Below are 13509 nucleotides of genomic sequence, written 5' to 3'. Positions count from 1 at the left end.
AGCGCTGAAGGGACGTCGAAGTCGAACATGAAAGGCATCATCCTGGCCGGCGGCACCGGCTCCCGGCTGCACCCCATCACCCATGGCATCTCGAAGCAGCTCGTGCCCGTCTATGACAAGCCGATGATCTACTACCCGCTGTCCACGCTGATCTTGGCGGGCATCAGCGACATCCTGGTCATCACCACCCCGCACGACGCGCAGCAGTTCCAGCGGCTCCTGGGCGACGGCTCTCAGTTCGGGATCTCGCTCAGCTACGTCCAGCAGCCCTCCCCCGACGGCCTGGCACAGGCGTTCATCCTCGGGGAGGACCACATCGGCGACGAGCATGTCGCGCTCGTCCTGGGGGACAACATCTTCTACGGCCCCGGCATGGGCCAGCAGCTGCGCCGTCACACCCAGGTCGACGGAGCCACCGTGTTCGGCTACTGGGTGGCGGACCCCAGCGCCTACGGCGTGGTGGAGTTCGACGACGCCGGCAAGGCCATCTCACTGGAGGAGAAGCCTCAGGAGCCCAAGAGCAACTACGCGGTGCCCGGGCTGTACTTCTACGACAACGACGTCGTCGAGATCGCGAAGGGCCTCAAGCCGTCGGCGCGCGGCGAGCTGGAGATCACCGACGTGAACCGCACCTACCTGGAACGCGGCAGCCTCAACGTGGAGGTCCTTCCCCGGGGCACCGCATGGCTGGACACCGGCACGTTCCACGACCTGAACGACGCGTCCAACTTCATCCGCACCATCGAGTCCCGTCAGGGCCTCAAGGTCGGCTCCCCCGAGGAGGTCGCCTGGCGCCAGGGCCTGCTCACCGACGACGAGCTGCGCCAGCGCGCTGAGCCGCTCGTGAAGTCGGGGTATGGGCGGTACCTCCTGGAGATGCTCGAGTCCGGGCGGTGAGCGCGCAGAACCGGGCCGGGCGGGGCCGGCCGGAGACCGCTCCCGAGCCGTCCAGCGGCGCGGGCGTCCGGCACGTCGCTTTCGCGTGCCGCTCCACGGCCCTGGCCGGAGGCATCACGACGGTCGTCGACGAGCTGGCGACTGAGTTCGTGCGGCGAGGCCTGACCGTCTCCTACCTGTCGATCCACCCGCCCGCCGGAGAGCCGCGCGTCCCTGGGCCGGTGTTCGAGGTCGACCGGCTCCGGCACTGGACCGCGGACCATCCCCTGGCAGCGGACCACCCGGGACCGCTCGGGGCGAAGCTGGCGGTCAAGACGGCTCTCACCCCGCTCTGGCGGCGGTGGCGGGCCCGGCGCCTGCGCCGGCACCTCGCGCGATTCGGCGGGGACACAGCGATCGTCTTCGCGAACCCCGACACGCTGACCTGCCTCAGCGAGGCCGGCCACGTCCGGCCCGAGGCAGACGCCCCGTTCCTCGTGGCCCACGTCCACACCAGTCCGGAGGGCCTGGAGCGGATGGGTTGGGACGTCCCCTTCCCGGCCCTCGACGTCGTCGATGCCGTGGTGGCCCTCCACCCGTCCTACATGCAGCCGATCGCTGACACGCAGGGCGTTCCTGTGGGCGCCATCCCGAACCCGAGCGGCACCGTACCCGCGGCCGCGCCGCGGGAGGACGCAGACGGCAGGAGGCGGATCGTCTCCTTCGGACGTCTGTCCGCCGAGAAGCGCGTCGACCTGACTATCCGGGCGTTCGACGCCCTCGCGGCGGACGTGCCCGACGTCGTGCTCGAGGTCTGGGGCACCGGGGACCAGGAGGAGGCCCTGGCCCGCCTGGCCGACGAGTCGGCCCACCGGGACCGTATCCGCTTCTGCGGCTGGTCCGACGACCCGGCGGCCGTGTTCACTGGCGCGACGCTCCACCTCGTCGCCTCCGACTTCGAGGGTCTCTCGATGTCGGCGGTCGAGGCGCTGCGTTGCGGCGTCCCGACGGCGGGGCGCCCCGTCTCGGCCGGGCTTGCCGAGCTCCTGGACCGGTGCGGGCTCGCCCTGCCGGGCGCCGAGCCCGCCGAGATGGCGGAGACCCTCCGTGCCCTCCTGGACAGCCCGGACCGGCTCGCCGGGCTCGTCGAGGCCTGCGGGCGCGTCGGCTCGGACTTCGAGCCTTCGATCGTCGCGGACATGTGGCTCGACCTTCTCGCCGCGCGGGACATCGCCGTCATCCCCCACGCCCGCCCCCGCACGGCGGCCGCGGCATCGTGAGCGATACCTGTATCAACTACCACGTACGCATCCGCGCACGGGCGGCACCCACTCCAACGCACCCGGCATGCGCCGCGTCGAGGTACGACCGTCTGCGTCAGGGGTCGGCGGCCAGCGAACGGGACACATCTGTGAGAGCGACGATTCGCTCCCGCATCGCTTCGTAGCCGCGTCCGGTGAGGTGGACTCCGTCACGACGGAGCATGCCCGGCGACGAGAGGGCCTCGGTCGGATCCCACCATTCGACCCCGGCGGCGTCTGCGGCCTCCTGCAGTACCGCATTCGCGGCCGCAGCTTCGTCTTCCATACCAACGAGCGGAGGAACACCGACGGCGAGGACACGCCCCGGGGTCGCCCTATAGAGTCGCTCAGCGTCCTGGCGCAACTGACTCAGTGGCGTCCCGGTCAGGACGTCATTCGTGCCAGCCAGCACAATCGTCGCCTGCCCCGGCATTGCCGTGCCGGCCACCCAGTGCTCAACTTCCGCCGTCAGCGCTCCGGCCTGCCCCCGCACGGCGACGGGCCGGTCGAGGATCTCACTCCATGGCCCGTACTGCGCATGGGAGTCGCCGACGAACACGACTGCAGCGCCTGGAAGCCCATCGAACTGCTCTGCCGCATACGTGTCATACGCCGGCCGGTGAGGCTCGACGATGCCTGCTTCCTGAGCCAAGGTGCGAATGCCCACTTGCCCCACGACCCACAGGAGGGCCACGACCAGCAATCCGTTGAGGACCGCAGAGGCCAACATCAGGTAGACCCCGGGCCCGTACTTCGCGTTCGTCCGACCCGCCCCGGGTCCGGGCTGTCCCGGGCTCACGGGTGCGCTACTTCGCCCAACAGGCCACGGATCCGCCGCCCGAACTCCACCTCGGAGAACCGCTCGGCGTGCGCCTGCATCGCCACCCGGTCCCAGTCGTGCGCCAGCAGACGTCCCACCCCCTCGGCGACCGCCTCCACCGTCGGCTCCTCGACGAACACCCCGTTGACGCCTTCCACGATGGTGTCCAGGTAGCCGCCGGCGCGCAGCGCCACGGTGGGCACGCCCCACGCGCTCGCCTCGAGCGGCGTGATGCCGAAGTCCTCGTGGCTCGTAGCGATCAGTGCCGTCGCGTGCGCGTACGCCCACCGCAGCTGCGCGTCGGTGAGGTCCTGGCCGAACACCACGTCCTCCCCCGCCATCGCCCGCAGCCGGGCCTCCTCCGGGCCCTTGCCGATCACCACGAGCGGCCGCCCCGCACGGGCCGCTGCCTCGATCGCCACGTCCACATGCTTGTACGGCATGAGACGGGCGACCGACAGCAGGAAGCCGTCCTCCGCCAGCCGCTCGGCACCGGGGATCGGCTCCTGCGGGCCATCCGTGCTCACGGAGTGCGGCGGGAACACGAGGTCCACGCCCTCGAGCCCGTAGACGTCTTCGATCCGATCCTTCACCACCGTGGAGTTGGCCACATAGCGCGATCGACGCCGGACGGCCGCGCGGTCCCACCTGCGCAGGCCCGGGCGCAACACGCGGGCGATTCGGCCCTTGATGCTGTTCCGACCGCCGTCGCCCAGATAGTCGTCCAGCAGGTACACCCAGCGCGCCGGGGTGTGGCAGTAGACGAGCGTGGCGCCGTCGTAGCGGAATCCATGCGCCCAGCCGGACGTCGAGACGACGGCGATCGGCTCCTTCACGTGCAACAGCGAGGAGGCCAGGGGCAACAGCGGCAGCGCCCTCCGCGGGTCCTTCCGCAGCACTCCCACCCGGTTGAGGGGCGAGGTGATGATGCGTGCGTCCTTGAACTCCGGGAAGGTCCCCTCGGGGTCGTAGAACGTCGTGTAAATGGGGGCATCTGGCCACATCCGATGCAGGGCGAGCACCACCCGCTCCGCCCCGCCCTTCTGGGTGAGATAGTCGTGGGCGATGGCGATCGTTGCGGGAGTCTGTTCCAACATCGTGTCCCCTCAGATGGCCCGCTGCGCGCGGTGGGGGCGGGCACGTCCGGCCTCGGCGGCACCCTCCACCTGGAGGGCGATGAGTCGACGGGCGAGCCCCCGGGGCAGGTGGTCCGCGACGGCGTCGATCAACGCACTGGAGCGCATGAGCGTGGCTTCGGTGGTGCCCAACGCCATCAGGCGCACGGCAGCACCCCACACGCCTCGCGGAGCACCGATGGTGCCGAGCGGTGCCGCCCCGTGCTTGCTCACGAACAGGTTCCGCGCGGCCGTGCCGTGCAGGGCCCGCACCGCCTTCGAGTGCGTCGTCACGGCGGCAGCGTGGTGCCGCGTCTCCAGCTCGGGGCGGATCACCACGGGATAGCCTGCCGCGTGAAGCCGGTAGCCGTAGTCGATGTCCTCCCACCCGTACTGTCGGTAGTCCGGGTCGTAGCCGCCGATCTGCTCGTGCAGGGCACGGGGGACGGACACGTTGCCCGCCCAGTGCCGCCACTGCCGATCCGCTGGCAGTGCATACGCGTGTTCGCGGTGCAGGACGTCCTGGGCGTCACCGTAGGCACGCTGATACGGGGTGGGCTCCAGCACGTTCACATAGAGTCCGATCGCCCCGCCGGGTCCGTCGTCATGCGCGGCCACGTGGTCCCGGATGTAGTGAGGCCCGGGCTCCAGGTCGTCGTCGGCCCGGATGAGGATGCGGCCGGACGTCGCGTCGGCACCTGCGTTGAGCGCGGCGACCCGTCCGCGGTTCTCGCCGAAGACGGTCCAGCTCAGGTCCAGGCCCGGGTGTTCCGCGGCCAACTGCGCGAGCACCGCCTCCGACCCGTCCACATCCCCGTCCACGACCACGTGGACCTCGAACGACGGGGCGTCCTGCTGCGCGGCGAGCGCGCCGATCAGGCGCGGCAGCCGCTGGGCGCCGCCCCGGCTGGGGACGATCACGCTGGCCTCGGGGGTCAGGGGCGTCTCGGTCATGAGTCCTCCGCGGGGGTCATAGGGACAGGTCATCCAGGAGCTCGGCGACGGCGGCGCGGCCGGCCTCGGGTGAGAACAGCGACTCCCAGCGGCGCCGCTGGGAGTGGGCCACCGCGCCCCGATCGACTGCGCGCGCGGCCCGCAAGCAGTCCGCGAGCGCGGCGGCGTCGCGCTGCGGAAAAACGAAGGGGTGCTCGCTGCCGACCACTTCGGGAACAGCTCCCGCATCGGAGGCCACCACCGGAACGCCCGCGGCCATCGCCTCGGCCGTCACCAGGCCGAAGACCTCGGCCCACTGCGACGGCACGGCCAGCACGTCCACGGAGGTCAGGAACTCGCCGGTGTCCTGCCAGCCGAGCACCTGGACGTCCTCACCGGCTGCCGTCAGGGCGGTGGCGAGTCGCTCGGTCTCGTCCTCCGCCACGAATCGGCTCTCCCCCGCGATGCGGAACACGAACGCCCCCGGGTCGGTTCTCCGCAGCAGCGCGGCGGCCTCCAGCAGGGTGACGATGCCCTTGTCCTCGGACAGCCGTCCGAGGAAGCCCACGGTCACCGGCTCATCGGCACCGCGGGCCGGACGTGTCTGCGGTGCCGTGGGGGCCGGGACCCAGTTGTGGAGCACGCGGGCCCCGCGGATGCGAGCCGCGGCGAATCGGGAGGGCACGAGGACCGCGAGCGCGCCGGGGCGCGCCAGGGCGGAGAACACGCGCAGAAGCGGCTTCTCGGGCACCTGGTGCAGGTGCACGATCCGGCGACGCCGACCGGCCAGTGCGGTGGCGGGCAGCAGCCCGTTGCACCACGCGACGTCGTCCCCGCCTCGGCCACGGTCCCAGGCCCGCAGAACCCGCAGGTACCCGACGCGTCCGGGCCCACCCATGCGGACCACGTCGAAGCCGTCCGCGGCGAGGCGATCGGCGGTCTCGGCCGGGTGCGCCGGGGCCACGACGCCCACGTCCCGCCCGAGCTCGCGCAGGGCCGTGGCGAGGTGGTGCAGCATCACCTCGCCGCCGCCCACCTCACCCTGGTTCGCCAGGATCCAGATGCGTCCGGTCATCCCGAGGTCTTCCCCACCCGGCGCCCGAGCACCTCGAGGGTCGCCTCGGCGGTCGCCCGGGCCATCGTCTCCACGTCGCCCACGCGCACCTCGCCCGGGCCCTCGGCGGCGGCGCGTACGACGGCGTCGGCGATGGCCTCCGGAGTGGTCTCGCGGACCAGGCGCTCGGGCGGCAGGATCTCCCCGTTGCCGCCCACGTCCGTGGCGACGGCGGGCAGGCCGGCGGCCGCGGCGTCGAGCAGGGTGTAGCTGAGGTTCTCCCATGCGGAGAGCTGCACCAGCACGTCATGCTCGGCCATGGTGCCCCACGGCTCCACGAAGCCGGGCAGGTCGACCGCGTCCGCGACACCGAGGTCCTCGGCCTGGGCGCGCAGCGCTGCCGCGAGCGGCCCGGTGCCGGCCATCGTCAACCGCGTCCCGGGGTCGCGCTCCAGCAGGGCGGGCAACGCGGCGATCAGCCGGTCGAGGTTCTTCTCGGGGGCCAGCCGGGACAGGGACAGGATCCGCAGCCCCTCCCCCGGTGCGCGCCGCTGCCCCGCGGCCGCGGCGCGCACCGCGGGCACGTCCACGCCGTTGCGCACCACGGTGAGGGGCGCCCCCGCACCCCATTTGCGTCGGAGCACGCCCGCGGTGGACTGCGCCACCGCGATCACGAGGTCCGTGCCGCGCAGCCGGCCGCGGTGCGCGGTGTTCTTCACCCGGGCCGCGGCGGCGCGGTTGTACAGCCCGTCGTCCGGGGCGATCCCGTGCTCGGTGCTCAGCAGCGCCGGTGCACCGGACCGCCGCAGGGCCCGCTCCGCGCCCAGTGCGGTGAAGGCCGCGAGGTCGGCGTAGGCCAGGTGCGTGTGGACCGCGGCCGGGCGCAGGGTGCGCACCGCCGTGCGGAGCGTGCGCACCGAGGCGGCCAGGCCGGCGTCGGGGCCGACGTCCCCGGTGAACACCGCCGCGCCCTGCTCGCGCAGGCGCTCGGCGAGCGGCCCCTCGGGGCAGAGCACCGCCAGACGCAGACCGGGCAGGCCCACGCGCGCGACGTCGAGGACGTGCCGCGCCACGCCGCCGAGGTCGGCGACGGGCACCACCCAGAGCGTCAGCGGGGCCGGGATGGTCGTCGCGGCCTCGGGGATCACAGCCACTGCTCCAGGCGGTCCAGGGCCGTCCAGAAGCCCTCGCCGTTGTTGATGTGGCCCTGCCAGATCTCCGGGATGAAGCTCACCCCGGGGGCCAGGCGGTCCAGCTGCTCGCACAGCACGGGCCAATCCACGTCGCCCTCGCCGATCTGCGGTCCCTCCCCGTCCACACCGGTGGCGTCCACGAGGTGCAGGTGGATGGTGTGCGGGGCCAGCTTCTCCACCATCTCCGAGAAGGGGATCCCCAGGAACGTGGCCGAGAGCTTGGAGTGGGAGATGTCCAGGCACAGGGGCACCCCCGTGGCCTCCACGAACGCCACGGTGTCGTCCGGGTCCATGAAGAGGTTGTGGTACTGCTGACCGCCCATCAGCCACGGGAACGGCGGCAGCGTCTGCGCGGCGATCCGGATGCCGGAGGTGTCCAGGCGCTGCACGGCCTCGGCGATGCGCTCGTACTTCGGCAGCCGCTCCTCCGGGCGGATGTGCCGGTCCAGGGTGAACCCGCCCATGGTGACGACCATGATGGGCTCCTCCTCGTTCGGGAACCAGCGCTTCAGGTCCCGGGTGATGTCGATCGTGCGCTGCACCTCGGCGATCGAGCGCTCCCATACGGCGTCGTCGTCGCTGGCCAGGTCCACGAGGAAGTCACCGGAGAAGATGTCCGGCAGGTGCGTGGTGAAGCCCATCGGCATGGGCTCGGTGAACACCGAGTCGATGTCGATCTCGAGGTCCTTGTAGGAGAAGTGGAACTCCAGGAAGTCCGGGGTGCAGTCCTTCGTCAGCGCCGCGACGTCGTGGTAGCGCACCGGCAGGCCCCAGGGGCGCCGGAACTGGAACTGGCGCCCGGTGGGCACCGTGTCCGTGAGGTCGCCGGCGAAGAAGAAGTCGCCCTCGGCCATCTCGCGGTGCAGGGTGCGGCCGACCAGGCGCGGCAGCTCATTGGGCTGCAGGCCGCGGCCCGGGGACTTCACGGTCACGTCGTCGGCGGTGATCGTGGCGCCGGCCTGCAGCGGACGGGCCGCCACCAGGGACTTGGCCAGGTTGATCCGGTTCATCGCCTCGCCCGTGGAGACCACGCGCTCGGTCCCGACGCCGATCGACTCCTCGATGTCCCGCGTCTGGCGGACCAGCTGCGCGAACTCCTCCGGCAGCAGGGAGACCTTGTGGTCGTTGCCCTCGAGCCCGCGGTCCACGGTGAAGTGCTTCTCGATGATCGCGGCGCCCCGGGCCACCGCGGCCAAGGCCACGTGGAAGCCACGCTCGTGCCCCGAGTAGCCCACCGGCGTCTGGGCGATCTCCGCGAGCCGGTCCAGGTAGGCCAGGTTCACGTCCTTGTAGGGGGCGGGGTAGGTGGACTGGGCGTGCAGCATCGCGAAGGGGACGCCGAAGGAGCGCACCAGGGCCGCCGCCTCGCGGATCTCCTCCTCCCGGGACATGCCGGTGGAGAGCACCATCGGCAGGCCGGAGGCGGCCGCGTCCCGCAGCAGACCGTGGTTCGTCAGGTCCGCGGAGGCGATCTTCACGCCGTCCACCGGGTACTCGCGCAGCACCCGCATGGACGGGGCGTCCCACGGGGTGCACATCAGGGCGACGCCGGCCTCCCGGACGTGGTCGAACACCCGCACCATGTCCTCGGCGGAGAGCGAGAACTTGGCCAGCTCGTCCAGGGTGCGCTGCGCGCCCAGGTCCTCGCCGGCGGTGGCCGCACCGGACTGCCGGTACAGGGCGTCCATGTCCCGCAGTTGGAACTTCACGGCGTCCGCGCCCGCCTCGACGGCCAGGTCCACGAGACGGCGGGCCAGGTCCACATCGCCCTGATGGTTGTTGCCGATCTCGGCGATCAGGAACGCCGGGTGGCCCTCCCCGATCCGGTGCCCGCCGATCCGCAGCTCCGCCTCCCGGTTGATCGCCAGGGCCGTCAGGCGGCCGCGCTCGTCCAGCAGCGGAAGGTGCAGCGCCCCGGTGGGCAGGGCCTCGCGCATCTCGGCCGGGGCGGCGCCCAGGGGCGCCGTGGCCGGGTCGCGATGGGCGACGTCGGCCGCGGCCACGTCCAGCGACGCCTCCGGATGCGCCACGAGCCAGCGGCGCACGTCCCCGTCCGTCAGGGAGCCGACGAGGAAGCCGTGGGAGTCCACCACGAACACGGTGCGCTCGCGGTTGTCGGTCATCTTCTGCAGGGCGACCAGGAGCGAGTCCTCGGGGAAGACGAGGTAGGGGGTAAGCCTGCGTTCGATGATCACAGCGTGCCTCCGGGGATGCGGTTCGGGCCGGTGGTGGGGGACTCGGCGGTGTGCGGGGCACCGAGGCCGGAGCGGTGCTGGAGGACCTTGTGGACGGCCAGGTACTGGTCCATCTGCTGCTCGGCCAGGGCGAAGTCGAGCTCGGTGTCGATGTCCACGCCCTCGAGGTCGTCGAGCTCCAGCAGGCCGATCCGGCCGCCGAGCCGGTTGTGCAGCCGGTCGTAGACCCAGGGGCGCGTCACGTAGAGGGACCCGTTCTCCCGGAACCGCAGGTCGGTGCGCGTCATGTCCTGCCGGCGCTTGCGCGCCGTGACGTCGAAGTCCGGGATCGGCTCCCCGTCGGGATCCTCGGGATGGCGCCACAGGAACGGGGACACCGGGACGACGCCGACCAGCGAGTCCACCCCCGTGTCCCGGAACTGCCGCACGGCGCGGTCCAGGGTGCCGGGCAGGCGCAGCGGGCTGGTGGCCTGGAGCAGCATCACGCCCTCGGGTTCGACGCCGGCCGCGCGCTCGGCCGCGAGCACGTGCTCGATCACGGGCTCGGTGGGGGTCGAGTCCTGGGCCAGGTGGGCCGGGCGCAGGCCCGGGACGTCCGCGCCGTAGCGGAGGGCGACCTCGGCGATCTCGGCCGAGTCCGTGGAGACCACCACGTGCAGGTCCTCCTCCGCTTCGAGGGCGGCCTGGATGGTCCAGGCCACCAGCGGGTGGCCGCCCAGGAGGCGGATGTTCTTGCCGGGCAGCCCCCGGGACCCGCCGCGCACGGGGATGACGCACAGGATGCTCACGCGGACTCCTTCCAGACGTGCTCGGCGATCGCGGCCGCGGGGTCCGCGGTCGGCGAGGCCAGGGGCGGGGTGGGCTCCGGGGTGCGGCCGGGCCGCCACCGGGTCATGCCGTAGCGCCGCCAGAACCCCTCGAGCCAGGCGGGCGGGTCCGGGTGGACGGCCCACGCGGGCCGGCCGGCCTGGGCTGCCTCGAGGATCCCGGTGGAGAAGACGGCGGCCACGGGCCCGCGGGTGGCGACGAGAGGCGCCCCGGCGTCGTCGATCCGCAGGCCGGCCCTGCGCCAGGCCGCGTGCTGGCCGCGGGAGAGACGGTCCCGTTCGGCCGGGTGGGGGCGGTAGGCGGCGCCGGTGGCCCGCACGTACTGTTCGGCGGCCGCGGCGAAGTCCCGGCGGGGCAGCTCGGCGCCGTGCAGCTGACCGAGGAACACCCCGGGGCCGTCGTCCCCGGTGCCCGCGAGCGCGGGCGCGGTCCGGCGGGCCTGCTCCAGCAGTGCCGAGCCCACCGGGACGGCCTCCACATCGGCGCGGCCCTGGGTCCACCAGTGCGCGTCCGCGCTCGTGAAGGCGTACAGGGTGGCGTCCTGCGGGACGGGCGGCGTGGACACGGCCAGCAGCCCGTGCTGGACGACGCCGACCCGCGCCCCCCGCTGCCGGGCCCAGCGCACGGCGGCGCGACCCGAGGGCAGGTACTCCCCCGCCACCAGGACGCGGCGGAGCCCGGACAGGCGCTCGCTCAGGACGTCGGCGGCGGCGGCGTGCTCTCGGTGGCCCGCGGCCCCGGGCAGGGCGGGTGCGTCACCGGCGGGCAGCACCCAGCCGACCCCGGCGGCGACCTCCGGCCGCGCGGTCGCCAGGGCGGCCACGGGCGAGGCCAGCGCGGCCAGCTGCGTGGGGCCGAAGGACTCGAGGGCGACGAGGGTGTGCACGTCCCCCGCCGGCAGGAGCAGGCGGGGAGCGCCGTCGCCGGTGGGCCGGCGGCGTGTCAGGGCCCCGACCACGCCGCGCACGGTCGAGCGCGCGGTGTCCGCGGCCCGCCGGGTCAGCGGCCACTGGGCGCGCTGCCACGCCTGCCAGCGCGGCAGGTCCTCGGCGCGCCAGAAGAGGGGCGCGTCGGTCATGCCCACCACCCCTGGGCCATGGCCGCCCGGTGCGCGAACGTGTGCTCCGCGTGCGACCGGCGGCGGCCGGCCTCCCGGATGCGCGCACCCCAGGCGGGGTCCGCGACGATCCGGCGGCCCAGCTCGATGAGGTGGTCCGCGTCCTCGAAGACGAGCACCTCCTCGTCCGGGAGGTAGAACTCGGCCACGTCGGCCCGATCGACGAGCTGGAGACCGCCCATGCCGGGCACCTCGAAGGTCCGCATCGCGTGGCCGGCCTGCAGGCCGTGGATGTTGATGGCGCCCGCGGCGGCCGCCTGCACGGCGTACGCCTCCTCGAGGGGGATGTCCCGTTCGGCCGGCAGGTCCGGCCGGGTCAGCTCCCACGTGCGCAGGCGGTCCACCGGGTGGTGGCTCCACTGCCGCCCGTAGGCGCGCACCGGCACCCCGGCCGCGGCCAGGCGCGAGAGCAGCTCCACGCGGTTCGGGTAGCGCGAGCCCACGAAGACCAGCTCGTCGCGCCGCGGCACCTGGGGCAGCGCCATCGCCGGGTCGAAACCGTTGGGCATGTAGTGGGCGTCCACGCCCTCGCCGGCCAGCAGCTCGGCCTCGGAGCGGGCGTAGCTGAGCACCGGCCCGACGGAGCGCAGGAACTCCATCGAGTAGTCGTGCCGCGCGAGGTCGTCGTACAGCCAGAGCATGCGGGGCAGGTCCGCCTCGAGGATCTCGGACCAGAAGTCCTCGCCCAGCGAGTCCCCCTTGATCACGAGCACGCGATCCGGCCGGGCCTCGCGCAACGCGGCCACGGCCCGCCCCGTGTCCCAGGCGACCCGCGCGGCCGTGCGGTCGACGCCCGCCTTCTGCGGCAGCTCGAGCAGCCCCTTGTTCCGCAGCTTCATGCCGAGCGTGGCGTAGGCGTCGTAACAGTGCACCGTGACGTCGAAGCCCTGGGCCGCCCACGCCGCCGCGATGGAGCGGTGGTAGCCATGGAACGCCGGCGAGACGAGGAACAGCCGTTCTGGGGAGCGGCCGCCCCGCGCGTCGGACGGCGCGGGCACGGTGTAGCCGGTGGCGCTCATCGGCGCCGCCCCTTCCAGACCAGCGCGTGCTCGTCCCGGAGCACGGCGCGGGCGTCCACGTCCACACCGCGGGCCTGCCGGAGCGCGTTCACGGCGAAGTTCGCCCCGGTGGCCGCGGTGAGCGCGGCCTTGAGGACCCGGGGGTGACCGAACTTCCGGGCGTAGCGGTAGCGGGAGTCCACCAGCCAGCCGCGCCGGCGCAGCGGGTCCGAGGAGCCGTGCAGCCCGTGCGGCACACGGACGGCCGGCACCACGATCGACGGCACGCCGCGCTCCCGTAGGCGGCGCTGCAGGTCGACCTCCTCGGAATTCATGAAGTACTCCTCGTCGAACCCGCCGACGGCGCGGACCTGCGCCATCGGCAGGAGCAGCACGGCGCCCATCACCCAGTCGACCGCCACGGGCGAGGCGGACCGGGCCGCCGCGATGTCGTGCCCCACGGCCTCGTGGAGCACGTCCAGGTGACGGAAGCGGGCCAGCGGGGTCAGCCACTCGACGGTCTGGTGCAGGACCGTGGGGAAGTGCCGACCGGACCACTGCGGCGTGCCGTCCTCGTTGACGACCTGCGGACTGACCACGGCCGGCTGGTACGGAGCGGCCGCGGCCACCAGCGCGTCGATCTGCGCCCCCGTGATCTCGGCGTCCGAGTTGAGGACCAGGGCCAGCTCAGTGGTGACCGCGGCCAGGCCGGTGTTCACGTTCGCCCCGAACCCGCCGTTGCGCTCGCGGCGCACCACGGTCAGACGCGGATCGTGCGCCTCGGGGTACGGGGTGGGCGAGGCGTCGTCCGAGATCACGACGGCGGCCAGCGCGTCCCCGGGATCGGCCAGCAGGCGGGCGACGAGCGCGAGGGTGGGGGCCGGATCGCCGTAGTGCGGGATCACCACGGTCACGGCCGTCGTGGGCGACTGCGCTGCCATGCGGGTTCCTCCCTCAGCTCGGATGAAGAGCGCGCCCAGCGCCCGATAAGCCTGTGTCGAGTATAGGGAAGGACTGGCGAGGACCCATGCAGGCCGGCGGGCGGCCCCGTGGCGTCGGCATGGTGCTCAGTACACTGA

The 13509-nt window shown here is 73.1% G+C and carries 12 protein-coding genes; 2 read left to right on the top strand and 10 right to left on the bottom strand.

Going from position 1 to position 13509, the window contains the following annotated elements:
- Positions 1-27 precede the first annotated feature (27 nt).
- Positions 28-897, top strand: a complete 870-nt coding sequence (gene rfbA / locus ACUXPL_RS10010) for a glucose-1-phosphate thymidylyltransferase RfbA (protein WP_396747616.1) — start codon at positions 28-30, stop codon at positions 895-897.
- Entirely contained in the window at positions 894-2156 is a 1263-nt protein-coding gene (locus ACUXPL_RS10005; RefSeq protein ID WP_454183596.1) for a glycosyltransferase, read from the top strand. The genes rfbA and ACUXPL_RS10005 overlap by 4 nt, the downstream gene beginning before the upstream one ends.
- Before the next feature lie 97 nt (positions 2157-2253).
- Here ACUXPL_RS10005 and ACUXPL_RS10000 read toward each other — a convergent pair whose 3' ends face one another.
- The 10 genes from ACUXPL_RS10000 to ACUXPL_RS09955 are packed head-to-tail and all read right to left on the bottom strand — an operon-like array spanning position 2254 to position 13371.
- Positions 2254-2976 carry a GDSL-type esterase/lipase family protein gene (locus ACUXPL_RS10000; protein ID WP_454183594.1) on the bottom strand — a complete coding sequence of 241 codons (723 nt, stop codon included), beginning with the start codon at positions 2974-2976 and terminating at the stop codon, positions 2254-2256.
- Entirely contained in the window at positions 2973-4094 is a 1122-nt protein-coding gene (locus ACUXPL_RS09995; RefSeq protein ID WP_454183592.1) for a glycosyltransferase, read from the bottom strand. Before ACUXPL_RS09995 ends, ACUXPL_RS10000 begins: the two co-directional genes overlap by 4 nt.
- 9 nt (positions 4095-4103) lie before the next feature.
- Complete coding sequence (locus tag ACUXPL_RS09990; protein WP_454183590.1) at positions 4104-5066, bottom strand: glycosyltransferase family 2 protein; 963 nt, start codon at positions 5064-5066, stop codon at positions 4104-4106.
- Between the two features lie 16 nt (positions 5067-5082).
- On the bottom strand, positions 5083-6120 hold the full coding sequence (locus tag ACUXPL_RS09985; RefSeq protein WP_454183588.1) for a glycosyltransferase family 4 protein: 1038 nt from the start codon (positions 6118-6120) through the stop codon (positions 5083-5085).
- Positions 6117-7253, bottom strand: coding sequence for a glycosyltransferase family 4 protein (locus ACUXPL_RS09980; RefSeq protein ID WP_454183586.1), 1137 nt, complete (start codon positions 7251-7253; stop codon positions 6117-6119). Before ACUXPL_RS09980 ends, ACUXPL_RS09985 begins: the two co-directional genes overlap by 4 nt.
- Entirely contained in the window at positions 7244-9487 is a 2244-nt protein-coding gene (locus ACUXPL_RS09975) for an N-acetylneuraminate synthase family protein (RefSeq protein WP_454183584.1), read from the bottom strand. The genes ACUXPL_RS09980 and ACUXPL_RS09975 overlap by 10 nt, the downstream gene beginning before the upstream one ends.
- On the bottom strand, positions 9484-10275 hold the full coding sequence (locus ACUXPL_RS09970) for an acylneuraminate cytidylyltransferase family protein (RefSeq protein WP_454183582.1): 792 nt from the start codon (positions 10273-10275) through the stop codon (positions 9484-9486). Before ACUXPL_RS09970 ends, ACUXPL_RS09975 begins: the two co-directional genes overlap by 4 nt.
- On the bottom strand, positions 10272-11393 hold the full coding sequence (locus ACUXPL_RS09965; RefSeq protein ID WP_454183580.1) for an RNA-binding protein: 1122 nt from the start codon (positions 11391-11393) through the stop codon (positions 10272-10274). The genes ACUXPL_RS09970 and ACUXPL_RS09965 overlap by 4 nt, the downstream gene beginning before the upstream one ends.
- Positions 11390-12451, bottom strand: coding sequence for a CgeB family protein (locus tag ACUXPL_RS09960; protein ID WP_454183578.1), 1062 nt, complete (start codon positions 12449-12451; stop codon positions 11390-11392). Before ACUXPL_RS09960 ends, ACUXPL_RS09965 begins: the two co-directional genes overlap by 4 nt.
- A complete protein-coding gene (locus tag ACUXPL_RS09955) occupies positions 12448-13371 on the bottom strand; it encodes a glycosyltransferase family 2 protein (protein WP_454183576.1) in 924 nt (307 codons plus the stop codon). The genes ACUXPL_RS09960 and ACUXPL_RS09955 overlap by 4 nt, the downstream gene beginning before the upstream one ends.
- Positions 13372-13509: the final 138 nt, after the last annotated feature.

This window comes from Micrococcus sp. 140720015-1 (assembly GCF_053627595.1).
This window is presented reverse-complemented; position numbering and strand designations above follow the sequence as displayed.